General features: G+C 39.9%; 27 protein-coding genes. 12 read left to right on the plus strand and 15 right to left on the minus strand.

The window, feature by feature from the left end; all coding sequences use genetic code 11:
• Positions 1-4 precede the first annotated feature (4 nt).
• The 7 genes from LX92_RS16470 to mce all read right to left on the minus strand — a co-directional run bounded on the left by LX92_RS16470 (position 5) and on the right by mce (position 7,445).
• The gene (locus tag LX92_RS16470; protein WP_109653027.1) at positions 5-1,795 is read right to left on the minus strand and encodes a methylmalonyl-CoA mutase family protein; all 1,791 of its coding nucleotides are present in this window, start codon (positions 1,793-1,795) and stop codon (positions 5-7) included.
• 51 nt (positions 1,796-1,846) lie between these two features.
• Positions 1,847-3,133 carry an acetyl-CoA hydrolase/transferase family protein gene (locus tag LX92_RS16475; protein WP_109653029.1) on the minus strand — a complete coding sequence of 429 codons (1,287 nt, stop codon included), beginning with the start codon at positions 3,131-3,133 and terminating at the stop codon, positions 1,847-1,849.
• A gap of 55 nt (positions 3,134-3,188) precedes the next feature.
• Positions 3,189-4,511, minus strand: a complete 1,323-nt coding sequence (locus tag LX92_RS16480; protein ID WP_109653213.1) for a sodium ion-translocating decarboxylase subunit beta — start codon at positions 4,509-4,511, stop codon at positions 3,189-3,191.
• 76 nt (positions 4,512-4,587) lie between these two features.
• Entirely contained in the window at positions 4,588-5,007 is a 420-nt protein-coding gene (locus tag LX92_RS16485) for a biotin/lipoyl-containing protein (RefSeq protein ID WP_109653031.1), read from the minus strand.
• A gap of 58 nt (positions 5,008-5,065) precedes the next feature.
• Positions 5,066-5,434: an OadG family protein gene (locus tag LX92_RS16490; protein ID WP_211315887.1), complete on the minus strand. Its 369-nt coding sequence runs from the start codon at positions 5,432-5,434 to the stop codon at positions 5,066-5,068.
• Positions 5,431-6,990 carry an acyl-CoA carboxylase subunit beta gene (locus LX92_RS16495; protein WP_109653033.1) on the minus strand — a complete coding sequence of 520 codons (1,560 nt, stop codon included), beginning with the start codon at positions 6,988-6,990 and terminating at the stop codon, positions 5,431-5,433. The genes LX92_RS16490 and LX92_RS16495 overlap by 4 nt, the downstream gene beginning before the upstream one ends.
• A 47-nt stretch (positions 6,991-7,037) precedes the next feature.
• Entirely contained in the window at positions 7,038-7,445 is a 408-nt protein-coding gene (mce, locus tag LX92_RS16500; RefSeq protein ID WP_109653035.1) for a methylmalonyl-CoA epimerase, read from the minus strand.
• Positions 7,446-7,924: 479 nt separating this feature from the next.
• Between mce and udk the strand changes: the two genes are divergently transcribed.
• The 9 genes from udk (at position 7,925) to LX92_RS22775 (ending at position 15,167) form a co-directional block, all read left to right on the plus strand.
• Entirely contained in the window at positions 7,925-8,533 is a 609-nt protein-coding gene (gene udk, locus LX92_RS16505; RefSeq protein ID WP_109653037.1) for a uridine kinase, read from the plus strand.
• A 7-nt stretch (positions 8,534-8,540) separates the two neighbouring features.
• Complete coding sequence (locus tag LX92_RS16510; RefSeq protein ID WP_109653039.1) at positions 8,541-8,882, plus strand: FtsB family cell division protein; 342 nt, start codon at positions 8,541-8,543, stop codon at positions 8,880-8,882.
• 374 nt (positions 8,883-9,256) lie between these two features.
• Positions 9,257-10,030 carry a ParA family protein gene (locus LX92_RS16515; RefSeq protein WP_109653041.1) on the plus strand — a complete coding sequence of 258 codons (774 nt, stop codon included), beginning with the start codon at positions 9,257-9,259 and terminating at the stop codon, positions 10,028-10,030.
• Positions 10,031-10,933 carry a ParB/RepB/Spo0J family partition protein gene (locus tag LX92_RS16520; RefSeq protein WP_109653043.1) on the plus strand — a complete coding sequence of 301 codons (903 nt, stop codon included), beginning with the start codon at positions 10,031-10,033 and terminating at the stop codon, positions 10,931-10,933.
• A complete protein-coding gene (locus LX92_RS16525) occupies positions 10,926-11,573 on the plus strand; it encodes a DUF5683 domain-containing protein (RefSeq protein WP_244915941.1) in 648 nt (215 codons plus the stop codon). Before LX92_RS16520 ends, LX92_RS16525 begins: the two co-directional genes overlap by 8 nt.
• Before the next feature lie 4 nt (positions 11,574-11,577).
• Positions 11,578-12,279, plus strand: a complete 702-nt coding sequence (gene dapB / locus LX92_RS16530; RefSeq protein WP_109653045.1) for a 4-hydroxy-tetrahydrodipicolinate reductase — start codon at positions 11,578-11,580, stop codon at positions 12,277-12,279.
• A gap of 94 nt (positions 12,280-12,373) precedes the next feature.
• Entirely contained in the window at positions 12,374-14,119 is a 1,746-nt protein-coding gene (gene lepB / locus LX92_RS16535) for a signal peptidase I (protein ID WP_109653047.1), read from the plus strand.
• 96 nt (positions 14,120-14,215) lie between these two features.
• Positions 14,216-14,851: a WbqC family protein gene (locus LX92_RS16540; RefSeq protein ID WP_109653049.1), complete on the plus strand. Its 636-nt coding sequence runs from the start codon at positions 14,216-14,218 to the stop codon at positions 14,849-14,851.
• Positions 14,844-15,167 (plus strand): DUF6122 family protein, encoded by a 324-nt coding sequence (locus LX92_RS22775; protein ID WP_109653051.1) that lies wholly within the window; start codon positions 14,844-14,846, stop codon positions 15,165-15,167. Before LX92_RS16540 ends, LX92_RS22775 begins: the two co-directional genes overlap by 8 nt.
• On the opposite strand, the gene LX92_RS16550 is transcribed toward LX92_RS22775, so the two are convergent.
• The 7 genes from LX92_RS16550 to LX92_RS16580 form a co-directional block, all read right to left on the minus strand.
• The gene (locus LX92_RS16550) at positions 15,147-16,166 is read right to left on the minus strand and encodes an endonuclease/exonuclease/phosphatase family protein (RefSeq protein ID WP_170117879.1); all 1,020 of its coding nucleotides are present in this window, start codon (positions 16,164-16,166) and stop codon (positions 15,147-15,149) included. The genes LX92_RS22775 and LX92_RS16550 overlap by 21 nt on opposite strands.
• A gap of 2 nt (positions 16,167-16,168) precedes the next feature.
• On the minus strand, positions 16,169-17,044 hold the full coding sequence (locus LX92_RS16555) for a rhomboid family intramembrane serine protease (protein ID WP_109653219.1): 876 nt from the start codon (positions 17,042-17,044) through the stop codon (positions 16,169-16,171).
• Positions 17,045-17,046: 2 nt separating this feature from the next.
• Positions 17,047-17,790, minus strand: a complete 744-nt coding sequence (locus LX92_RS16560; RefSeq protein WP_109653055.1) for a rhomboid family intramembrane serine protease — start codon at positions 17,788-17,790, stop codon at positions 17,047-17,049.
• Positions 17,791-19,641, minus strand: a complete 1,851-nt coding sequence (gene mutL, locus LX92_RS16565; protein ID WP_109653057.1) for a DNA mismatch repair endonuclease MutL — start codon at positions 19,639-19,641, stop codon at positions 17,791-17,793.
• Between the two features lie 2 nt (positions 19,642-19,643).
• Positions 19,644-19,940, minus strand: a complete 297-nt coding sequence (locus LX92_RS16570; protein WP_109653059.1) for a riboflavin synthase subunit beta — start codon at positions 19,938-19,940, stop codon at positions 19,644-19,646.
• A gap of 109 nt (positions 19,941-20,049) precedes the next feature.
• Positions 20,050-20,532, minus strand: coding sequence for a 6,7-dimethyl-8-ribityllumazine synthase (ribH, locus tag LX92_RS16575; RefSeq protein WP_109653060.1), 483 nt, complete (start codon positions 20,530-20,532; stop codon positions 20,050-20,052).
• On the minus strand, positions 20,532-21,299 hold the full coding sequence (locus tag LX92_RS16580; RefSeq protein WP_109653062.1) for a tetratricopeptide repeat protein: 768 nt from the start codon (positions 21,297-21,299) through the stop codon (positions 20,532-20,534). Before LX92_RS16580 ends, ribH begins: the two co-directional genes overlap by 1 nt.
• 124 nt (positions 21,300-21,423) lie before the next feature.
• Between LX92_RS16580 and recF the strand changes: the two genes are divergently transcribed.
• The 3 genes from recF to LX92_RS16595 are packed head-to-tail and all read left to right on the plus strand — an operon-like array spanning position 21,424 to position 23,220.
• On the plus strand, positions 21,424-22,503 hold the full coding sequence (recF, locus tag LX92_RS16585) for a DNA replication/repair protein RecF (RefSeq protein WP_109653064.1): 1,080 nt from the start codon (positions 21,424-21,426) through the stop codon (positions 22,501-22,503).
• Between the two features lies 1 nt (position 22,504).
• Positions 22,505-22,924, plus strand: coding sequence for a lipocalin family protein (locus tag LX92_RS16590; RefSeq protein WP_109653066.1), 420 nt, complete (start codon positions 22,505-22,507; stop codon positions 22,922-22,924).
• Positions 22,924-23,220, plus strand: coding sequence for a DUF721 domain-containing protein (locus LX92_RS16595; protein ID WP_109653068.1), 297 nt, complete (start codon positions 22,924-22,926; stop codon positions 23,218-23,220). Before LX92_RS16590 ends, LX92_RS16595 begins: the two co-directional genes overlap by 1 nt.
• 68 nt (positions 23,221-23,288) lie before the next feature.
• Here the strand turns inward: LX92_RS16595 and LX92_RS16600 are convergent, their stop codons facing one another.
• Positions 23,289-23,708, minus strand: coding sequence for a nucleoside-diphosphate kinase (locus tag LX92_RS16600; protein WP_109653070.1), 420 nt, complete (start codon positions 23,706-23,708; stop codon positions 23,289-23,291).
• Between the last annotated feature and the right edge of the window lie 238 nt (positions 23,709-23,946).

The raw sequence follows: 23,946 nt of genomic DNA on the forward strand, positions 1-23,946 counted from the left end.
CTTCTTAAGATTTTAATGTTTTTTGAACTTTTTCCTGAATACTAGAAAGTGTCTTCAGAACATCAGTTCTCATATTTACAATTCCGTCTAAACCTGCTTCAGTCAATTCATCCAAATTTTTAGGGGCACCGGCCAATAATAACACCTTGCTGGTAGTAATAGCCCTAAATGCTTTTATAAAGTCAAGTGCCGTTTCATCATAATCCTGGTCAGAACTACAAATAACAACCACGTGGGAATCGGATTTAGCACTTTTTTCAGCAGCAACCGCAGCACTTTCAAAGCTTTCCTCTTGATGAACGTCAAAACCACTAACACCGATAAAATCGTAAGCAAAAGCAGCTCTAGCCTTACGCATGGTCAAATTCCCATAACTTGCCAACTGAACTATGGGTCGTACATTGGTTTCCGCAACCAATTCCTCTGTCTTCCTACGCATGGCTTCTATTTCCAATGAAGCCCGTCTTGGAGTCAACACTTTTGGATTGTCTGCGGAACCTTTTGATAGCAAATCGGCGGAAACCGTCTCCATTAGGTTAGGATATTTATTCACCCCGACCATTGGAAGTCTACGCTGACTGATCAATTTTAATTTTTGCAAACGGATTTCAGCGATTTGTTGTTGAATTGTTTCATTTTCAAACGCCTTATAAAAACCTCCTGCAGCTTCAATGGACTTAAATAATTCCAAAGCTTTTTCTGCAATTTTTGAAGTAACTTCCTCAACGTAGTAAGACCCATCAACCGGATTCGTTACTTTACCAAAATAAGATTCTTCCCTTAAAATTGTGGTAATGTTACCCGCTATTCTACTTGAAAAATCGGAAGGCTCTTTGAATTCCTTATCATAGGGATCAATTAAAACGCCATCCACATTTCCCAATATGGCGGACATGGCTTCGGTAGTGGCTCGCAACATATTCGTATTGGCATCGGTAATGGACTTACTCCAGATGGATGTTTTTGCCATAACCGTTTTAGAAACTTCAGCAACACCATATTTGGCGGCCACTTCAGCCAATAAACTGTTAAAGGCCCTAAACTTACCGATTTCAACAAAATACTCTAAACCAATCGCCAGTTTAAAGTTAAAGTTGTTGAATATGGCTTTTGCATCAATACCTTTCTCGGTCAACTTTTCTATAAGGAAAACCAAGGAATTCAAGGTATAAGCAATCTCTTGCACTTGGTTTGCACCGGAATCCAAATATTCAGTCCCAGAAATCGTAATGGCCTTGAAGTTAGGATAATCAGCGGTCATTTTCACCAATTCAGCGGCAACCTCAACTTGGTTCCCATCAAAAGAACCTGTGGTTACATAATTGGAGATTATTCCTGTGTCGATATATCCTTTTAGGTCTTTGCCTTTTGCAACCTTTATTACGTCAGCAGTAAAGGCAACGGCGTTATCAGCCAATTCAAAAGAAACCGAAATTTCATTTAAGTCGATTCCGTTTAACAAGGTAGCCGCCGAAACATTTTCCTTTATTTGGAAAATGATTCCGTTCATTCCTTCTTCAACCGCTTTTAAGGCTAGCTTATTACCGCTCTCGGCAGTTGCAACCACAATACTACGGTAATTGACCAATGACTGCGAATTCTCCCCCGTATTTTTAAGCTGCGTAATCTTGTTTTCAAAGTTATAACAAGGTTGGATGTTGATTCCTGAAAGATTCTTCCAAACAAGTTTTTTGTCAAAATCAGCTCCTTTTAAATCTGCAGTCACTCTTTCCATCCACTGCTCCGTAGTAACCGGAGGGAATTCAGAAAAAAGTGATTTATTCTTATCGTTCATAATATGTGCTATTATAGTAGTAAAATACTTATTTGCTAATTCTAGATTTAATTAAACCGAAAGGCTACTGCCGAATCTTTCAAAAATAGCTTTGTCCAACCCTTCCCTATCATCAGGGTGGGCAATATCCCTTAAAGCTTTTGCCCTTTGTTTTAAATTTTTACCAAATAATTCAGCAATACCAAATTCAGTGGCCACGTATCTGGCATGTGCCCTAGTGGTAACCACACCTGCACCCTGTTTTAACATAGGTACGATTTTGGAAACACCTTTTCCGGTTCTTGAAGTTATGGCAATGATCGGTTTACCACCTTCGGACAATGCCGATCCCCGCATAAAGTCCATCTGTCCCCCTACTCCTGAGAACATTCTTGTACCTATGGAATCCGCACATACTTGACCGGTAATATCTATCTCAATGGCCGAATTAATGGCGGTTGATTTTGGATTTTGTCGAATAACCGCCGTATCGTTGACATAGGCAATATCCTTCATTTCTATTTCTGGGTTGTCATCCATAAAGTCATACAAACGACGAGTACCCATTGCAAATCCGGAAACGATTTTATAAGGGTTCGTTTTTTTCTGTGACCCGTTAACAATTCCTTTCTCAACCAAATCGACGATACCTTCAGAGAACATTTCCGTATGCACCCCTAAGTTCTTGTGATTGTGCAAGAACGTTAAGACAGCATTTGGAATTCCACCAATACCCATTTGTAAGGTAGCGCCATCCTCTATAATTCCCGCTATGTTTTTACCAATTGCTTTTTCAGTTTCAGTGGGATCCACAAAACTCATTTCGTAGATTTCCTCCACAACATCGACACAAGCCGCAAAATTATTTACATGGATCAAGGCATCCCCAAAGGTTCTTGGCATCCGCGGATTGATCTGTGCAATTACTTTCTTACCTTGTTCTATGGCCGAAATCACAATATCAACGGAAACCCCTAAGGAACAAAAACCGTGCTTGTCCGGTGGTGAAACATTGACCAAAACAACATCGAGATCCATATATCCCTGGCGAAACAAACTTGGAATATCACTAAGAAAAATAGGAATATAATCCGCTGTGTCCCCTATTCTTTTACGAATATTACCGCCTATGAAAAAAGCATTGGTGTGGAAACTGTCCCTTAATGCAGGATCGGTATATCCACATTCCCCTTCGGTATGCAAGTGAACGATCTCAACATTTTTCAATTCGGGAGCTCTGGCGACCATGGCTTTTATCAAGGCCTGCGGTGTTGCAGACCCACCTTGTATCAATACCCTATTTCCTGATTCTATTAATTTAACAGCCTTATCAGCTGACATCAAATTTGGAATTTTCATTTCTTTAAATTTTTAAATCTCTAGTTATTTGGTTCTTCGATCTGAGTCCTTCCAATTACGCTAAGAAACTCAGCAAAATACCCGCTGCGATTGCCGACCCTATAACTCCCGAAACATTGGGCGCCATAGCGTGCATCAATAGATAATTATGCGGATCGGATTTAAGCGCCTCGGCATGTACAACCCTAGCACTATCCGGAACCGCCGAAACCCCTGAGGCTCCGATTAACGGATTGATCTTATTATCCCCTTTAAGGAATAGATTCATGAATTTAGCAAAAAGCAATCCTCCCATTGTCGCTATTACAAAAGAAACGGCACCTAATGTGAAAATCAACATGGAATCCTTGGTAATAAAAATATCGGCCTGTGTGGAAGCCCCTACGGTAACACCCAACAATATAGTAACTATATCAATAAGCTTGGTTCGTGCCGTATCCGCTAGTCGTTCTGTCCTACCTGATTCCTTCAATAAATTACCAAAGAACAACATTCCCAATAGTGGCAATGCACTAGGAGAAATAAAGGTAGTCAACAATAAGGCCACAACAGGGAAAATCATTTTTTCCTTTTGGGTAACCGCCCTTGGTGGTTTCATCCTGATTTTTCTATCCTCTTTGTTAACCAACAACCTCATAATAGGTGGTTGGATAACAGGAACCAAGGCCATGTACGAATACGCAGCAATTGCGATAGGGCCGATAAGGTTTTTAACGGTCGTTCCATCAGGTAGAATATTGATACCATTGGCCAATTTTGAGGATAGGAATATCGCTGTAGGACCATCTGCCCCACCAATAATACCGATAGCTCCCGCCTCTGGCAGACTGAATCCTAAATATAAGGCTCCCAAAAAGGTTCCGAAAACCCCTATTTGGGCGGCAGCACCCAACAACATCAATTTTGGGTTGGCGATCAATGATGAGAAATCGGTCATAGCACCAATACCCAAGAATATCAATGGGGGGTATACCCCTTTGACCACCCCAAAATAAAGGTAGTTCAATACAGACCCTGTTTCATAAATCCCTGTTTGGTTACCGGCAACAAAGGGGATATTCCCAATAATCACACCAATACCTATGGGTATCAACAAAAGAGGTTCGTAATCAAATTTTATACCTAAATAGATAAATACAATACCGATTAGGATCATAATGATATGTCCCCAAGTGGCATTTGCAAAACCGGTATAGTTATAAAACTGTTCTATACCATGGACGGCATTCGTAAAAACGCCATCTCCCTGGTCTACGTTTGGTTGTGCCTCTACGGTAGTAATCCCATCCTTTGGATTCGCATCACTGCTAAAACCTAATGCTGGTCGGATAAAGATCAAAAGTGATAGCACTCCGAATATTAAAAGTATTTTCTTCATTTTATGTTTTTTTGCTAGTATTAACGAGGTATCGATTGGTTTTAAGACCATATCAACACCCACTTTTACGAAATTTCTACTCTAGTTCAATCATTACTTCGTTTTGCAATACTTGCTGCCCCACGGTGACCTTTACCGCTGTAACTGTACCTGATTTTTCCGAGGCGATATTGTTTTCCATTTTCATGGCCTCCAATACCAACAACCGGTCTCCCAGTTTTATGGAATCCCCTACCTTCACATCAATTGAAAGTACAACCCCTGGTATGGGGGCCACGATCTTAGTTGTGGAAGAACTCGGATTGACCTTAAGGGGCTCTGCCGGTCTTTTTGAAGCGGCACGGACCAATTTAGGCGTTTTGGCCTTCTTGGTCTCTTCCTTCATTTTAACGGAATAGGAGGTTCCGTTGACTTCCATTTCAATGACGTTTCCTTCGTGCGAAAGAATTCTTACATTGTAATTATTATTCTGAATATTAAAATTAAAATTTTTCATTATTTTGGTTGTTTCTTGTTACCGGATCTGCTAAAAATTATACGGCAAACCAATATTTTTATTTTAGTTTTTGATGTGTGCCATAAATTTTGGAACTCCAAGGAGAATATAATTTTCTGGCTTGTTTTATTGTCAGTACGGCATTTTCGTCATCATGCTGTTCATTTAGGTATAAATGAATGGCTGTTGATATAGCCGCCGCGACCTCACCTGTAAAATTCTCATCGGCACTCATAGGGATATCCTTTATCTTCTTATCTCTTCCCTTGGTTATGATTCGATAGACATACAACATCAAAGGCAATCCAAATTGGAAGAACAATGATAGGATCAACAATGCACTGAAAACAATTAGAAGCCCTGTCAATAAAATAACATAACCTTCACCTACTTGATCTACTTGCAAACTCATATTCAATAACATCATAATGGTAAGTTTGAGTGTTTCTTAGGAGGATTGACCTCTTTTTTATTGGCAAGCAGCTCCAAGGCCCTAACGATTCTAAAACGAGTGTTTCGAGGCTCGATAACATCATCTATAAAACCATACTTGGCTGCTACATACGGATTGGCGAATTTCTCGGTATACTCATCTTCTTTCTTCGTAATGTACTTGCTTTTTTCATCGGCATCCTCGATTTTACGAATGTTACTTCCTTCGAGAACCTCAACGGCCCCCTTGGCGCCCATTACTGCAATTTCAGCGGTTGGCCATGCATAGTTCAAATCGCCACGCAATTGCTTACAACTCATCACATCGTGTGCGCCACCATATGATTTACGCAAGGTTATGGTAACTTTAGGAACAGTAGCCTCTCCATATGCGAACAACAATTTTGCCCCATGAAGTATAATTCCGCCATATTCCTGTCCTGTTCCAGGAAGGAAACCAGGCACATCGACCAAAGTAACGATAGGAATGTTAAAGGCATCACAGAAACGCACAAAACGGGCTGCTTTTCTTGAAGCTTCTATATCAAGAACCCCTGCGTAATATTTTGGTTGGTTGGCAACAATACCTACCGAATGACCATTGAATCGAGCAAATCCAACACAGATATTACGAGCATAGTTTCTATGTACTTCGGTAAATTCACCGTTATCCACAAGAATTGATATCACATCAACAATATCATAGGGTTGGTTTGGATTCTCAGGAATGATTTCATTCAAGGCATCTTCCAAACGATCAATTGGATCATCACAAACAATGGATGGTGGATCCTCAAGGTTATTTGAAGGCAAGTAGCTGATCAATTTTCGAATCAACATCAAGTTCTCCTCATCGGACTCAGCCAAGAAATGCGAAACACCTGATTTGGTGGAATGTATATTGGCACCACCCAATTGTTCAGCGGTAACCTCTTCTCCTGTAACTGTTTTCACAACCTTTGGTCCGGTTACGAACATATAACTGGTTTTATCGGTCATGATCGTGAAATCCGTTAACGCTGGCGAGTATACTGCCCCACCTGCACAAGGACCTAATATGGATGATATCTGAGGTATCACCCCTGAAGCCATAATGTTTCTTTGGAAAATCTCGGCATACCCTGCCAAGGATCTAACCCCTTCTTGAATACGAGCCCCACCACTATCATTGAGTCCGATTACAGGAACCCCGATTTTCATGGCCATATCCATGATTTTACAAATTTTCAAAGCGTAGGTTTCTGAGAGCGAACCCCCAAAAACGGTGAAATCCTGTGAAAACACATAAACGATTCTACCATCGATAGTACCATGACCGGTTACAACCCCATCAGAAAGATAACGTTGCTTATCCAAACCAAATGATTTGGTCCTGTGTGTCACGAACATATCAAACTCTTCAAAACTATCATCGTCCAACAATAGATCAATTCGTTCCCTAGCGGTTAATTTACCTTTAGCATGTTGGGAATCAATCCGTTTTTCACCACCACCTAATCTGGCTTCGGCCCTTTTCTCAATGAGTTCATTGATTTTTTCTTGATTTGCCATTCTTATTTATTTGGTTATTTGATTGCCAATATTATTTGTTTGTTCGCTTATTGTTTCTTAGAACATAGTTCTGTTAATACACCATGGGTAGACTTTGGATGCAAGAAACCGATATTCAAGCCTTCCGCACCTTTTCGAGAGACTTTGTCAATAAGTCTAACACCGCGTTCCTCAGCAGTCTTAAGCGCCTCATCGGTATCTTTCACTGCAAATGCCATGTGATGTATCCCTGGTCCTTTCTTTTCTATGAATTTGCCTATGGGGCCATCTGGTGACGTGCTTTCCAACAATTCAATTTTGGTAGAACCGACCATAAAAAAGGCCGTCTTCACTTTTTGATCGGCCACCTCTTCTATCGCATAGCATTTAAGTCCTAAGACCCCCTCATAATACTTGATCGACTCTTCTAAGTTATCAACTGCTATTCCTAAATGTTCAATATGGGAAATGTTCATGGTTGTAGAATTTTTCTTCTGTTTGTTATTGATTATTTTAAAATACTTCTTAAAATCCCTTTGTTTTGTAAATAAGCGACAAATTTACCGCCAAGTTCCGCCCAATTTTATGACAGATGTCATAAAATGATTATTTTAAAAAGTTTAATTCAGGGGCTTTGCCCATTTAAGCCCATGATTTTAAATACAAATGATTCGATTTTTTGCCCAGATAATCCTTTGTATGTTTATAAAGCTATTAAAAGTTAAGTACAAAAGCCAATTTCAACTTTAAAGGAAACATTAAATATTTAATTTGAAATTCTTTTCACCTCCTTCTTTTTTGATTATAACCCGTTCAACAGGGGGCTTGGTTCAAATACAGACCACCGATCAAATTCCATTGTTGATGACCAAAAAAAAACCAAGTTCAGGGAAGAAGTACATTTCGGAGTGGCGATTTCAACCCAAATCGCTATTTTTGACAAAAAAATCAGAACATGTTGATCATCGGGATTGCTGGAGGAACGGGCTGTGGAAAAACCACAGTAGTGAACCAAATAATCAATGAGCTACCAACCGATGAGGTCGGTGTAATTTCTCAGGATTCTTATTATAACGACCTTTCGCACTTACCGTTGGCAGAACGGAAAAAAACCAATTTCGATCATCCTAAGTCTATTGATTTCACCTTGTTGGAAGAGCATTTAATCGCCCTGAAATCCGGGCAATCGGTACAGCAACCGGTTTATTCGTTCATTGATTGCAACAGAACCGACGAGACCGTTGAAACCTATGCGAGAAAAGTAATGATCGTAGAAGGTATTCTGATTATGACAAATCCCAAAATCCGTGAAATGCTCGATATAAAAATTTATGTACATGCCGATTCTGACGAGCGATTGATCAGAAGGTTGAAAAGGGATGTCAATGAACGCGGATGGAATATGAATGAAACCTTGGACAAATACCAATCGACCCTTAAACCCATGCATTTGCAATTTATTGAACCGACCAAGGAATATGCCGATATTATAATACCGAACAACAAATACAACACCGTAGCCGTTGATATTGTACGAACCATCATCACAGAAAAATTGGTTTAATTAGGATATGGGTCTCAAAAATCTTAAAAAGAAAAAATGGTTCGCCATACTCACCAACATTTATGTTTTGGTACTGACCGTATTTGTCATTTGGATGCTGTTTTTCGACACCAACTCCTTGCTGATCCACAGGGAATTGAAAAAAGAGATCAAAAACCTTGAAAAAACCCAGCAGTTTTTACGCAGCGAAATTGAAAAGGACAAAAAGATCATCGATAAATTATCAGACACCAATGAACTGGAAAAATTCGCCAGGGAACAATATTTCCTAAAAAAGAAGGATGAGGAAATCTATTTGATCGAATACGAGGATAGTCTAAAACGTAAGAAAGCCAATGACCAGGACTGAATCGTACAACAATACCCCTTACTGTAACCCATCACAATCCACAAAAGCGAGCAAATCTTTCCATTTAGCCGTTTTACCCAATCAAATTCTTGAAAATCACGAATAGGCGACCATTACCGCTTGCCCCTCTTGTATCGATATCAAGCGTATTCCAACGAATTTACTAACACCCCCCCCGTAACGATACAAATAAGTGTTGGGTACATAGCAAACCCCAAGCCTTATAAATCAAGACAACACTTCAACGAACATGCAATACAATCAACTTTAACGCAATTTAACGACCTCAATCCACGTTATTCACGCCGTGTTAACAAAATTGATTTTTTAACGCCATAAATAATCGTATTTTTAACCCCTAACTTACTACGAATATGGGCAAGATTATTGCTATAGCAAATCAGAAGGGTGGAGTAGGTAAAACTACCACTACCGTAAACCTAGCTGCCTCGCTGGGTGTTCTGGAAAAAAAGGTATTACTTATTGATGCCGACCCCCAAGCCAATGCTACTTCAGGATTGGGTATTGATGTTGAGGAAATAGAAATAGGAACCTACCAATTGTTGGAGCATACAAAAAATGCCAAGGAAACGATTATTTCCACGGATTCCCCTAATTTGGATTTGATTCCCTCCCATATCGATCTCGTCGCCATTGAAATAGAATTGGTGGACAAGAATGAGCGTGAGTACATGATGAAGAAGGCCATTCTGGATCTTAAGGACGATTACGACTATATCCTCATTGATTGCGCCCCATCTTTGGGCCTTTTGACCTTGAATGCCCTCACGGCTGCAGACTCGGTTATCATCCCTATCCAATGTGAATACTTTGCCCTGGAAGGTTTGGGCAAATTACTGAACACCATTAAAAGCGTTCAAAAAATCCATAATCCAGAATTGGATATCGAAGGACTCCTATTGACAATGTTCGATTCTAGGTTAAGACTTTCGAACCAAGTGGTCGAAGAGGTACGCAAACATTTTTCCGACATGGTTTTCGATACCATTATCCAACGTAACGTACGGTTGAGCGAAGCACCCAGTTATGGTGAGAGTATTATTAAATATGATGCCAGTAGCAAGGGAGCCACCAACTACTTAAATTTGGCAAACGAATTATTGAAAAAAAACAAGGAAACCGTTTAAATGGCGAAGGCAACTAAAAAACAGGCATTGGGCCGAGGACTTTCCGCCCTGCTCAAAGACCCTGAAAACGATATAAAAACCGCTTCGGATAAAAATGCGGATAAAGTGGTGGGCAATATTGTGGAATTGGATATTGAGGCCATTGAGGTCAATCCTTTCCAACCCCGTTCCAGCTTTAACACCGAGGCTTTGGAAGAGCTTGCTTCCTCAATTCGGGAACTCGGCGTCATCCAACCTATTACCGTGCGAAAACTTGATTTCAACAAGTATCAATTGGTATCGGGTGAAAGACGTTTTCGAGCCTCGAAATTAATAGGCTTAGAGACCATTCCCGCATACATTCGAATTGCCAATGACCAAGAATCCTTGGAAATGGCCTTGGTCGAGAATATTCAAAGGCAAGATCTTGATCCCATTGAAATTGCATTATCCTACCAACGATTGATTGATGAGATTCAATTGACCCAGGAAAAATTGAGTGACCGCGTTGGCAAAAAAAGGTCTACAATCACCAATTACATGCGTCTTTTACGATTAGACCCAATTATCCAAACGGGGATTAGGGATGGATTCGTGAGTATGGGCCATGGTAGGGCATTGGTCAATATTGAGAAAAAAACCGACCAAATTGAGCTTTACGAGCGTATTATCGGTGAAAACCTATCCGTTCGCGATACTGAACGCGCCGTAAAGGCCTATCGTGAAGGGGGCGATTCTAAAAAAACCGTAAAGAAAAGCAGTTCAGCCCCTCCATTTGTAAAAAAAGCTTCCCAAGAAATCGGTAATCATTTAGCGACCAAGGTTTCTGTAAATGCTACTGAAAATGGTAAAGGTAAGATTACGATTCCATTCAACTCCGAAGAAGAATTCCAACGTATTAAAAAATTAATCGTCGGTGAATAAATTTATTCTCACTTCTTTATTCTTGGTATTGACTGTCCTGACACTATCCGCACAGGAAAATGATTCCATTCCCAAAGCAGCGGATTCCTTGGATATCGATTTAAAGGAAAAGGGCATCGTCGTTCAAGATGTCGTGGTAAAGAAAAGAAAGGTCATGAATCCCCTAGCCCCGAGTAAGGCCGCCTTTTATTCGGCGGTATTGCCAGGATTGGGACAAATCTATAACAAACGCTATTGGAAGGTCCCCATAGTCTATACGGTCTTAGGGGTAGGTATTTACTCCTACAAATTCAATGATGATTTCTACGATCGGTTTCGAACGGCATTCAAAAGAAGACAGGCCGGTTTTACCGACGATGAGTTTTACGACATCAATGGGGATAATGCCGAAGGTGCCGATCCTGATTTGGATGTGGACGATTTGGAACGACAACAGGAAAATTATCAGCGAGACCGTGATTTGGCCCTGGTCATTACCATAGCCATGTACGCCTTGAACATCATTGATGCCAATGTTGATGCACACCTAAAACAATTCAATGTTGATGAGGATTTAAGTTTCGACATAAAACCCTATCTGGATTTGAACCCGATTACCAAAGACCCCAATTATGGGGTTGCATTTACCATAAAATTCTAAGCTTATGAATATAGCCTTGTTCGGATACGGAAAAATGGGCAGGATGATAGAACAAATCGCTTTGAACAGAGGTCACCAGATTGTTGCAAAAATAGATGTGGACACCACTGAAATCGATTTTTCTAAAATGGATGTGGCCATAGATTTCAGTATGCCTAGTGCCGCATATGAAAATATCAAACAATGCATAGCCCATAAGGTCCCCATTATCTCAGGCACCACAGGGTGGCTCAAGGATTATGACAATGCGGTTGCCTATTGCAAAGAAAAAAAAGGAGCTTTTATCTATGCCTCGAATTACAGTTTGGGGGTGAATATATTTTTTGAATTGAATGCTTATCTTGCTAAAATGATGCAGCATTTGGACCAATATAAGGTCCGAATGGAAGAAACCCACCATACCCAAAAACTGGATGCCCCAAGTGGTACTGCAATTACATTGGCGGAAGGAATCCTAGCAAATTCAAAATATGAAAACTGGAGTCTTGACCAAGGCAATGACAATGAGCTTGTCATAACGGCAAAAAGGGAAAACGATGTACCCGGCACACACCTTGTGGAATACAATAGCAATGTAGATAGTATTGAAATCAAGCATACCGCACATAACCGGGAGGGATTTGCCCTTGGTGCCGTAATCGCCTCAGAGTGGATAATTGGCAAAACAGGCGTTTTTTCTATGCGGGATGTGTTAAACCTTGGTTAACACAAACAATAAACAAGACATAAAATCCGTAATTGCATAGCGGTTGGAACAAATTTAACAAGAACGGTATAATAGCCCATAATTTATAGATTACATGAACGGTACCCATTGGATTATTTTCATCTTGATTATTCAGGTCATTCATTTCCTAGGAACCTGGAAGTTATATGTAAAAGCAGGTAGAAAGGCTTGGGAAGCTGCCATCCCTATTTACAATGGCATCGTGTTGATGCAGATTATCAATAGGCCCAAATGGTGGGTGATCTTACTTTTCATACCCATCATCAATCTTTTGATGTTCCCCGTGGTTTGGGTTGAGACCATTCGTAGCTTTGGTAGGAAAAGTCTCATGGAATCCTGGCTTGTTGTTCTTACCCTTGGCTTTTATATTTATTATGTGAATTATACCTTGGATGTAAAATACATCGAAGATCGCAGTTTACATCCGACCACTGCATTGGGCGAATGGGTAAGTTCAATCGTGTTTGCCGTAGTGGCAGCCACTTTGGTACACACCTATTTTATACAACCTTATGTGATACCTACAGGATCATTGGAAAAAACACTTCGCATTGGCGATTTCTTGTTCGTCAGCAAGTTTCACTATGGCGCGCGCGTACCCATTACTACTATTGCCGCACCCATGGTACATGATACCATACCGGGATTGGGCATACGCTCTTACGTTGCCGATGTGGACCCAAAGACCTACAAAAACTCCATCTTGAACAAAACACACCTCCCCTACATGCGGTTACCCGGTGTTACCAAGATAGACCGAAATGATATTGTGGTCTTTAGCTGGCCTGCCGACACCGTATATCGTTTTTTTAGAAAAGAAAGGGGTGTAAAAAAACCGATTGACAAAAAATCGAATTATGTAAAACGCTGTGTGGGCATCCCTGGTGATTCCTTGGCTGTAATCGATGGTTATGTATACATTAATGGAAAACAAACCGTGTTACCCGACAGGGCCAAGCCCCAATACGACTATATGGCGTATTCTCAAAAAGGGGTTTCCTCGAAACTCTTAAAGGAACTCGGGGTCACGGATTTTAATCGTATCTATATATCCCCTCCACTCAACCAAAACCAGTTGAACCAGATTATACCGTACCTATTGGGTAGAAGGGAATCAAAAGCCCAAAATGCTGAAATACTGATCACGAATCATTTAGGTATCCCGACCAGTGTTATCCGTAAAGCGGGATTATCCTTAAAGGAACAAACCGATCGCCAACGTTTATTGACGATGACCGAAGATTTGGCCGAAAAATTAAAAAGTAACGCAGCGATTGATTCTGTTGTGAAAATCATTTCCCCAAAGGGAGAAAAAGGCTATAACATCTTTCCTCAGGATGATTCATATGCCTGGAACAATGATAATTTTGGTCCCATCTATCTTCCTGAAAAGGGCAAGACCGTGGCATTGGATCTGGAAGTACTCCCCCTTTATAAAAAAATAATCAAGGATTATGAGGGAAATACGCTATCGGTCGACGGCAATCAAATAAGCATCAATGGCAAAGTAACCGACACCTATACCTTTAAACAGGATTATTATTGGATGATGGGCGATAACCGCGACCATTCCGAAGATAGTCGAACTTGGGGATATGTACCTGAAGACCATATTGTGGGCACACCCATTTTCATCTGGATGAGTATTGATAATTTTAGGGATGGTTGGCGTAACTGGAGTATTCGTTGGGATCGCGTATTTACCACGGTAAATGGATCCGGAGAACCCGTTTCTTACTTTAAATACTTTATATTGGTGTTGGTCGGATGGTTTGTTTTCGACTTTTTCAGAAAACGAAGAAAGAAAGCCCAAGATTGATTTAAACGTTACGTTTGGATAGAATTCATCGTATACCAAATAAACCCTATTAGCTGAAATCTTAATCGGAATATTTACACATCAACAAATAATCCCTTGAAAACAATTCTGCATCCCACTTACTTCCCCAGTATAGTCACTGCTTCGATAATGGCTCAAAACGAAGTGGTCTGGGAAGTTGAGGATAATTACCAAAAACAGACCTATAGAAATCGTTGTAATATTTGTACCGATAGGGGACTTCATTCCTTAAGTATCCCCATAAAGCATGTTGGAGGCCTTCAGGGTAGACAAAAATACAAGGATGTACGATTGGACAACGACTACCATTGGCAACGGCAACATTGGCGTACGCTGCAAACAGCATACCGTACTTCTCCTTTTTTCGAATATTACGAGGATGAACTAGCGGTGTTATTTGACAAACCCCATAATTTTCTTCTCGATTTCAATTTTAAGGCCATTACTATTGTAAGTGAGTGTTTACAAATCGACCACAACAAAGAAAAAACAAGCTCCTATACAACTGAGCTACCGGATGATATCTTAGACGGGCGTTTTTTAGTGCAATGTAAAAACGAAAAGGAATTTGAACAAGAAGCCTATGTGCAAGTCTTTGGCGATAGGCATGGTTTTATAAAAAACGTAAGTGTTTTGGACCTCCTGTTCAACGAAGGGACCAATGCGAAGTCCTATTTAAACAGTTTTAAACTCGACTTTCTGAATGCTTAGGTTTTTACTGCATTACGGCATTCATTTTTTGGTTCCCATTTTTGTAGCCTTCTATTTTTTCAAAGGACAAAGTTTGAAAATAGCGATTGTTCTCTTGATGGGAATACTCATAGATGTTGACCACCTCTTCGCCAATCCAATTTTTGACCCCAACCGTTGTAGTATAGGATTTCACCCTTTACATAGTTATTGGGCAATTATAGCCTATACGACCTTCCTTTTTTTTAAGAAAACCCGCATTATCGGTATTGCTTTAATGATCCATATCTTAGCCGATACGGTAGATTGTATTATGTTAATCCTTCAATCGGAATGAGGCCATCACGGGAGTGTGATCAGACAATCGAACATCAAAATTTTTATGGGATTTAATTTCCAATTCTGGATCGGTCAAAATAAAATCGATACGAAAAGGCAAAAATTTAAAATTATAGGTATTCCCTAGACCAGCCCCCTTTTCTTGGAACGAATCTTTCATATCGCCCTTAATGGTATTGTACACACTGGAAAACTGGGTGTTATTGAAATCACCACAGATGATCTTTTTATACCCCACTTTGTTGGCATGTTCTTTTACCATATTTGCCTGTTGCTGTTGTTTTTGAAACGACTTGTTCAAACGATTGAACAATCGGTCTGGGGCTTCCCTTTTAAAAGATCCTGCCCGTACCATATGTGATTGTAAGTGCACGTTATAAACCCTCAAGGTATCTTCACCTATCAAAACATCAGCAAAAATTGTATTATTTGATGAATTTGGAAAGTTCAATGATCCTTTTGAAACTATTGGATATTTAGAATAAATGACTTGTAAACTTTTACCCATACCATCAGGGGTTATATATTTATAAGGCAAGGTATTGAAAGGCTTTTTCACATCCCGAGAATATTCTTGTAAGCATATAATATCAACATTCTGATGTTTTAAAAAGCTCTCTATATCTTTCTCTGCAATGGGATACCTAGACGATTTATACCCAAAGAATTCATACACATTAAAAGTCAATACTTTAATATCCTCTTTATCGGGGGTATTATTGGAATCAAAAATCCTTACGAATGAATCTTGGGTCAAGTAACCAAAAAGAAGTATTACTATAGATAATAGAATCTGATTTTTTCCCTTTAAAGCCCAATATCCCAGAAAAACAAAATTTGCCACTACCAAGTAAGGTAGTAATAGACTGGGAAAGGACAAGAAAGAGAATATCCCCCAACTTAAAAAACGTGAAATACATGCCAATAGCAGCAAAAAGGCTGCCAGCCAATTGAATAGAAATACCAATTTATTGAATCTGCCAAGACCTTTCCCCAAAATCAATCTTCTTTACCTGCTTTGAACAAAAAATCCTTTTCTGCTTTCGAAAGACTTTCATAACCAGACTTACTGATCTTGTCTAAAATAGCATCTATTTTGCGCTGGTGGCTTTCTTTATTGTAACTTACCTTAGTCCCTGAAGCTCCCTTTTTATTGCGATAAACCGTTTTCATCGGTGCCTTTTTCTCGGTCTTTTTAAAAAGGTTGGCGAAAGCATCGATCATTTTCGAAAAACCCTCCCCAATATCCTTACCGTTCAACAGTTGACGGGCATAGATATACCCCAATAACGCCCCGCCCAAATGTGCGAAATTACCTCCCGGATTTATACCCATGGATAATTGAACCAAGTCCATCACCACAATAAACGCACCTAAATACCAAAGTTTAAGATTGAAAAAAACCAAACGAACCTCTTGGTTGGGGATATAGGCACAGATAAAAATCAAAATGGCCCTTACCCCTGCAGATGCACCGATCAATGCCGCATTGACCTTGAAGAATGCAGGAAAAACATTGTATCCCACCATAAAGAACAAGCCCCCTAAAATAACCCCTAGAAAATAGACATTCAAAAAGCGTCTCCCATTGAACAGGTTCAAGAATATACGCCCCACGTAATAGAGTACCAACATGTTCCAAAAAATATGTCCAAATCCTGCATGGAAAAAGGAGTAAGTAACCAGCGACCATGGCTGCATCAAGAAATCAAAAAAGTCTTTGGGTAACTCAAACCACTGAACCAGCATGTCAGGATTTGTACGAAACAATAAGGTAATCAATCCGTTTACGATGAACACCAAAATGTTAACCACAATAAGCTTCTCCGCAATGGACAATCGAGCATATTGATATTTTAAATTTTCTGTTACCATATTTAATTCCAACGTTTATTGTTGAATTGATTCTTCTTCCAATACCACATCATAATGAATCCTGCAATGGCTCCCCCTACGTGTGCGAAATGGGCAATACCCCCTCCAAACAACGAATACCCTGTTACTCCTGAAAACAAATCGAGCCCTATCAACACCGGGATAAAATACTTGGCCTTAACAGGAATGGGTAAGAAAATAAGGAAGAGTTCACTATTGGGGTACGACATACCAAAGGCTACCAACACACCATAAATGGCACCTGAAGCACCTACCGCTGGAGTATTATAAGCTCCTAAGAAGTTATCAATGGTGCTTTTTGATGCAATATCATACCATGCCGGACTGTATTGTCCCCCAGAAATAATCTCCATGACCTGACCCTTGTCAATCCCGGAATTCACCAATGCCTGCATTCCTTCATTAAAGTAGTAATAGTTCACCCCTGTATGGATAAGTGCTGCACCGATTCCTGCAGAAAAATAAAAAAATAGGAATTTATTCCTGCCCCACATACGTTCCAAAGGCGTTCCAAAAGCCCATAAAGCATACATATTGAACCCAATATGGGCAAAACCACCATGCATGAACATATGGGTGATTATTTGCCATAGTCCGAAATTTTCATTTTTTGGAAACCAAAGTGAAAACCATTCATACATTTGTTCACCATAAAGTGAGGTGGCCACGAAAAAAAGAACATTTACAATCAATAAATGCTTAATAGCATCTGTTATCCTACCCATCTAAATAAATTTTTTATCAATATCACTCTCGGTTATGGTCACATATACAGGTTTATTAAACGGACTCCATCGAGATTCCTTACAAGCGAAAAGATCGTTAACCAAGGCCAACTGTGACGCATTGTTCAACACTTCCCCTGTCTTGACCGATAAGGTTTTTGCCAAGGTTTTTGCCAAGACGTCGGTCTGTGAAAAACTATCCTCGGTTATCTGCATTTGAAAATCTGAAATCAATTGATCCAAAACCATACCCACCTCACTTTCCGAAATCAAAGGAGGTACGCCTGTTATCCGTACTTCTTCCTTATCGATATTCGAAAATACAAAACCAATGCTTGTTAGACTTTCTTTGATCTCTTTTAAAATAGCAATATCGGCATTTGAGAAGGATAACTGCAAAGGAAACAACAATTGTTGGCTAATTGCCTGGTTCACTGTTATATTTTTCAAGAACTGCTCATATAACACCCTTTGATGGGCCCTACTTTGATCGATGACCACCATTCCCGATTTTATGGTCGTAACAATATATTTTCTTCTCAATTGAAAAGTGGTCGCAATCGATTCGAGATCCTCTTGGTGCCCCTCAAAAAAGGACCCTGTGTTCGATTCGGATTCGAACCTAACACTACTAAAATCATCATTCTGACCCACTTTGGACTCCAATCCCACATAAAGATTCTCCCAACCTTCGGTATTCTGCTTTTTATAGCTGCGACCAGCAGGCGATTTTTGACCTACTTCCTGAAAAGGGTTGAAGGCGCGATCAACGGTTACGTTAGGTTGCACCGCATTCTTATCTTTATAGTCATAAGGTGTTTCAAGGTTTTGATCTTGTTCAAAATCCAATGCGGGCACCACATTAAACTGCCCCAAACTATGCTTAATGGTTGATCTTAATATGGCATAGAGTGTATGCTCGTCATCAAATTTAACCTCTGTTTTTGTGGGATGTATATTTATGTCTATGGATGCGGGATCAACATCCAAATACAAAAAGTATCCTGGGTAGGCGTCTGATTTTATGAGTCCTTCAAAAGCCGCCAATACAGCATGATGCAAATACGGACTTTTAATAAACCGGTTGTTCACAAAGAAAAACTGCTCTCCCCTACTCTTTTTGGCGAACTCCGGCTTAATGATGAATCCAGCTATCTTGACTACCTGTGTCTCTTCATTGACAGGTACCAATTTTTCATTGGTCTTACTTCCAAAAATATGAACGATCCTTTGTCTTTGGTTCGCTTTCGGTAAATTGAACAATTCACTCCCGTTATTATAAAAATTAAAGGCTATACCGGGGTGTGCCAAAGCGACCCTATGGAATTCATCGGTAATATGCCGAAGTTCCACTTGGTTCGATTTAAGGAAATTACGTCTTGCGGGGATATTGAAAAAAAGGTTCTTTACAGACATCGATGTGCCTTTGGGCGCCACGCAAACTTCTTGGAACTTGATTTCGCTCCCTTCAATACGCAAATGGGTAGCCATTTCATCCTGTTCTGGTCTGGTCTGCAATTCAACATGGGCAATGGCCGCTATTGAAGCCAGTGCCTCACCCCGAAATCCTTTGGTATTCAAACTGAAGAGGTCTTCCGCCTTTTGTATTTTGGAAGTGGCATGTCGTTCAAAACCCATACGGGCATCTGTTGGCGTCATACCTATACCATCATCGATAACCTGAATAAGGACTTTACCTCCTTCCTTTATGATAAGTTTTATGGAAGCGGCCCCTGCATCAATGGCATTCTCCAATAGTTCCTTGACTACGGATGCAGGTCGTTGTACTACCTCACCTGCAGCTATTTGATTGGCAACATGGTCTGGCAAAAGTTTTATAATGTCCGCCATTATTACTTAAAGAATATTGAGATGTCAAAATCGATTATGTAAAGGAAAATAAGAATCAAAATTGCAAGAATTACGGCTAATCGAATCTTCAAGTTTCTATCGCCTTGGGTTTTCACATCGTCAATGGCTGAATTGAATTTACCCTTGATTCCTCTAGGTGAATTTACCGTGGAACGAAATTTATCGAATCTAGGTTCGATCTTATAAGGGTTACCCTTCCCCTTATCGTCATAAAAACGAGGCTTATAATCGAACTTTCTGTTCTTACCTATACGCGTAAATTTCTTCAGTATACTCACAACTCCCAAAGTTACTTAAAATCAAAAAATATGGCGTATACGTATTCCCAAAATTTGTTAACAGTACATTATTGGGAAAATATAGTGGAAAACAAAATCAACAAGGACACTATTTGGCCAAGTCTGCCATTTTTATGGCCGCAATAGCAGCTTCTGCCCCTTTATTACCATGCTTACCCCCACTGCGGTCGATGGCTTGTTGCAAGTTGTTATCCGTGAGCACACAAAAAATGACCGGCGTATCGTAAAGCACGTTCAAATCCTTGATTCCCTGAGCAGTGGCACTGCATACAAAATCGAAATGCTTGGTCTCTCCCTGAATAACACTACCTATGGCGATAACCGCATCAACCTTCTCGGCGGTAATCATTTTTTTTGAACCAAAGGTAAGTTCAAAACTACCAGGAACATTGCTTCGTATTATATTACTTTCGCTTGCACCACAGTCGATCAAAGCTTTGTAAGCTCCATCAAAAAGTCCTTCTGTAATTTCTGAATTCCATTCAGACACAACAATCCCAAACCGAAAATCCTTCGCGTTTGGGATTGTTGATTTATCGTACTCCGATAAATTCTTATTTGCTGTTGCCATTATTCCGCACTTTTGGCCATTCCAATAAATGCATCAATGGTATTCGCTTCATTGGAAGAAGGAAACTCATCCTTGATTCTTTGGAAATATTTTAAGGCCTTATCATTTTCTTTCAATTCAAGGGCGGTGACCCCTGACTTATATAGAAATTTAGGGGTAGTAAAGTCATTATTACTATGCTTAACCGCACTTTCATAATACCCTAATGCATCTTTCGGTTGATTCAACTGCATAAATGCATCTCCAAGTCCACCTTTGGCAAGGGCACCCAGAATATCATCATCCGACGAGAATTTTTCCAAATAATCGATGGCTCCCTGATAATTCTTCATGTCCAAATATGCCATTCCTGCAGAGTAGTTGGCCAAATTAGCCGCCTTGGTACCGGGATATTCTTCAATAATATCCAAGAAACCATATTTACCTTCTGCCCCGTTCAATGCCAAATTGTACAGTGAATCCTTAGCCGTGGTAGTATTCAAGGCCTGCTCAAAATACTGTTGTGGATATAAAAGCTCGTTGGTCGCTTCGGCGTCCTTTGGTTTTTGTACAAACTGATTGTACGCCAAAGAACCTAAAACCGCTACAGCAATAACTCCAATGACCCCTAGGATATAATTCTGGTTTTTGGAAACCCATTCCTCTGTTTTCGAAGCACTTTCATCCAAGGTACTGAATACCTCAGCCGTTGTACTTTCCTGCTCATCGAACTTTTGCTCTTCAAGTTTGTTTTTTGGTTTAAAACCCCGCTTTTTATATGTTGCCATTGGTAATTTTATTAATCGCGCAAAAATAAAGTTTTTATTGAAATCCGAAGCGGTATTTATTCGTTATTTTTGATAATTCGCAAGATATCCTTATTTCAATATTCAAAAAATAGAGGTTCCCACAATGTTTCTCAAGAGATTATCACTGATAAATTATAAAAATTTCGATTCACAGACCTTTGAGTTCGATGGCAAGATCAATTGCTTTGTCGGTCCCAATGGAATTGGCAAGACCAATGCATTGGATGCTATTTACCATTTGTCTTTCGGGAAAGGATATTTTAATCCTGTCGCTTCACAGAATATCAAACATGGAGAGGAATTTTTCGTAATCGATGGGGAGTTCGAAAATTTGGGCCGTGAGGAAAAAATCGTTTGTAGTGTCAAAAAGGGCATGAAAAAAATCATCAAGCGAAATGGGAAGGCCTATGACCGTTTATCGGACCATATCGGTCTTTTACCCTTGGTCATCATATCACCGGCAGACCGGGATCTTATTATCGAAGGTAGTGATACCCGTAGAAAGTTCATTGATGGGGTAATCTCCCAATCGGACAAGGAGTACCTTCAAACATTGATCAACTACAACAGAGTACTTCTTCAGCGCAATTCGTTGCTAAAGTATTTTGTTGCCAACCAAACTTTCGACGCATCTACACTTTCCGTATACGATGGACAATTACACGCCTACGGCTCCGTCATATTCAAGAAACGATTACATTTCATCGAAACCTTCATTCCTATTTTCAAAGAACAATACAAGGCCATATCAGGAGGCAATGAAGAGGTAATGTTGGGGTATGACAGTAAATTGCTACAGCATGATTTACTTGAATTACTTTCCATGAACATAGAGAAAGACAGAATTTTGCAATACACGAGTGTAGGTGTCCATAAAGACGACCTAAGTTTCGAGATTTCCGGATACCCCATTAAAAAATTCGGAAGTCAGGGACAGCAAAAATCTTTCTTGATCGCCTTGAAATTTGCCCAATTCCATTTTATAAAAGAACAGGCCAAAACAAACCCGATCCTATTGCTTGATGATATTTTTGACAAGTTGGACGAACATCGGGTGGCCCATATCGTCGGATTGGTCAATAATGAGAATTTTGGACAGATTTTCATTAGTGATACCCATGCCGAACGTACAGAGAATATCGTCAAGAATATACATCAATCCTATAAAATCATTAAACTGTAAAATGAAACGATTACTTTTTTTCGGATTTCTTTTCATATTGACCGCTTGCCAGAACAAAGTCACACAAGAAGACTTGCCTTTTTTGAATGGCTACTGGGAAATAGAAAAAGTGAACATGCCCGATGGGCAAACCAAGGAATACACAATCAATACCACAGTCGATTATATCGAGATGAAGGATCTATCAGGGTTTCGGAAAAAGGTTTACCCAAAATTGGATGGCACTTTCGATACCTCAAATGACATTGAGAAATTTACCGTGACTGAACAATCGAATGTATATGAGATACATTATAAGACCAACCTCAGCGAATGGGTCGAAACGATAAACACCTTAAATGAAGATTCCTTTTCGGTGACCAATTCAGATAAGATCACCTATACGTATAAACGATTTGAACCTATAAATGTGCAAAAATAATGGCCAAGCGAAACAATGACAATATACCGCTAAGTGAAGCCCTAAAAGATTTCATTCAGGAGAACAAACTTCAACAAGGCATTGACAAGGTTAATGCACGTGAGGCCTGGATACGATTAATGGGGAACGGGGTAAACAATTATACCACGGCCATTGAACTACGTAAGGATACACTTTTTGTTTCCCTATCCTCATCGGTACTTCGTGAGGAACTAAGCTTGGGCAAGTCCAAAATTGTGGAAATGTTGAACGAAGAACTTGGAAAGGACCTCGTAAAGAAAATCGTTTTACGATAAAAAAAGACCTACTTGGTTTCTGTAACCCAGTAGGTCTTAAAATTTTATATACTTCGTACTTTCTTGACTTAGTACATTTCCCTTCCTGAAAAATGAAAAGCCCCTTCAATGGCAGCGTTTTCATCGCTATCAGAGCCGTGAACGGCATTCTCAGAGATATCGGTAGCGAACATTTTGCGAATGGTACCTTCCGCCGCCTCTGCAGGGTTGGTCGCTCCGATCAAGGCCCTAAAATCCTCAACAGCATTCTCTTTTTCCAAAACTGCAGCAACTATGGGTCCCCTTGTCATGAATTGAACCAAATCCGCAAAAAATGGACGTTCAGCATGTATTTCATAAAATTTTTCGGCATCCCTTTTGCTCAACTGGGTAAATTTCATGGCTACGATTTTAAATCCTGCAGAATTGATTTTCTCCAAGATAGCCCCAATGTGTCCTTTTTCAACCGCATCAGGCTTGATCATCGTAAAAGTTCTGTTTGTCGTCATTTGTAAAAATTTTGGCAAAAATACGTTTAATTCCTAAAACCACAAGTATTAATTCGTTTGTTGCATTAGCCCCAACGACCTACTTTGACCTGCCATACATAAAGAAATCCAATGTCCCCAAATCCAAACCAATCCCTATAAACCCAAAACCTGAGGGGCAACTTTAGCGCATCTTCCCATAGGCACATTCTTTCCACCAACCCTCCAACAGTAACTGGAAGCCACATCAAAACAATCG

The sequence above is a fragment of the Maribacter polysiphoniae genome, from assembly GCF_003148665.1.
Classification (GTDB): domain Bacteria; phylum Bacteroidota; class Bacteroidia; order Flavobacteriales; family Flavobacteriaceae; genus Maribacter_A; species Maribacter_A polysiphoniae.

What these genes read in the sequence shown, in the direction of transcription:
- LX92_RS16470 (WP_109653027.1), bottom strand. Translation starts at nt 1,795, where the DNA reads ATGAACGATAAGAATAAATCACTTTTTTCTGAATTCCCTCCGGTTACT.
- LX92_RS16475 (WP_109653029.1), bottom strand. Translation starts at nt 3,133, where the DNA reads ATGAAAATTCCAAATTTGATGTCAGCTGATAAGGCTGTTAAATTAATA.
- LX92_RS16480 (WP_109653213.1), bottom strand. Translation starts at nt 4,511, where the DNA reads ATGAAGAAAATACTTTTAATATTCGGAGTGCTATCACTTTTGATCTTT.
- LX92_RS16485 (WP_109653031.1), bottom strand. Translation starts at nt 5,007, where the DNA reads ATGAAAAATTTTAATTTTAATATTCAGAATAATAATTACAATGTAAGA.
- LX92_RS16490 (WP_211315887.1), bottom strand. Translation starts at nt 5,434, where the DNA reads ATGATGTTATTGAATATGAGTTTGCAAGTAGATCAAGTAGGTGAAGGT.
- LX92_RS16495 (WP_109653033.1), bottom strand. Translation starts at nt 6,990, where the DNA reads ATGGCAAATCAAGAAAAAATCAATGAACTCATTGAGAAAAGGGCCGAA.
- mce (WP_109653035.1), bottom strand. Translation starts at nt 7,445, where the DNA reads ATGAACATTTCCCATATTGAACATTTAGGAATAGCAGTTGATAACTTA.
- udk (WP_109653037.1), top strand. Translation starts at nt 7,925, where the DNA reads ATGTTGATCATCGGGATTGCTGGAGGAACGGGCTGTGGAAAAACCACA.
- LX92_RS16510 (WP_109653039.1), top strand. Translation starts at nt 8,541, where the DNA reads ATGGGTCTCAAAAATCTTAAAAAGAAAAAATGGTTCGCCATACTCACC.
- LX92_RS16515 (WP_109653041.1), top strand. Translation starts at nt 9,257, where the DNA reads ATGGGCAAGATTATTGCTATAGCAAATCAGAAGGGTGGAGTAGGTAAA.
- LX92_RS16520 (WP_109653043.1), top strand. Translation starts at nt 10,031, where the DNA reads ATGGCGAAGGCAACTAAAAAACAGGCATTGGGCCGAGGACTTTCCGCC.
- dapB (WP_109653045.1), top strand. Translation starts at nt 11,578, where the DNA reads ATGAATATAGCCTTGTTCGGATACGGAAAAATGGGCAGGATGATAGAA.
- lepB (WP_109653047.1), top strand. Translation starts at nt 12,374, where the DNA reads ATGAACGGTACCCATTGGATTATTTTCATCTTGATTATTCAGGTCATT.
- LX92_RS22775 (WP_109653051.1), top strand. Translation starts at nt 14,844, where the DNA reads ATGCTTAGGTTTTTACTGCATTACGGCATTCATTTTTTGGTTCCCATT.
- LX92_RS16555 (WP_109653219.1), bottom strand. Translation starts at nt 17,044, where the DNA reads ATGGTAACAGAAAATTTAAAATATCAATATGCTCGATTGTCCATTGCG.
- LX92_RS16560 (WP_109653055.1), bottom strand. Translation starts at nt 17,790, where the DNA reads ATGGGTAGGATAACAGATGCTATTAAGCATTTATTGATTGTAAATGTT.
- mutL (WP_109653057.1), bottom strand. Translation starts at nt 19,641, where the DNA reads ATGGCGGACATTATAAAACTTTTGCCAGACCATGTTGCCAATCAAATA.
- ribH (WP_109653060.1), bottom strand. Translation starts at nt 20,532, where the DNA reads ATGGCAACAGCAAATAAGAATTTATCGGAGTACGATAAATCAACAATC.
- LX92_RS16580 (WP_109653062.1), bottom strand. Translation starts at nt 21,299, where the DNA reads ATGGCAACATATAAAAAGCGGGGTTTTAAACCAAAAAACAAACTTGAA.
- recF (WP_109653064.1), top strand. Translation starts at nt 21,424, where the DNA reads ATGTTTCTCAAGAGATTATCACTGATAAATTATAAAAATTTCGATTCA.
- LX92_RS16590 (WP_109653066.1), top strand. Translation starts at nt 22,505, where the DNA reads ATGAAACGATTACTTTTTTTCGGATTTCTTTTCATATTGACCGCTTGC.
- LX92_RS16595 (WP_109653068.1), top strand. Translation starts at nt 22,924, where the DNA reads ATGGCCAAGCGAAACAATGACAATATACCGCTAAGTGAAGCCCTAAAA.
- LX92_RS16600 (WP_109653070.1), bottom strand. Translation starts at nt 23,708, where the DNA reads ATGACGACAAACAGAACTTTTACGATGATCAAGCCTGATGCGGTTGAA.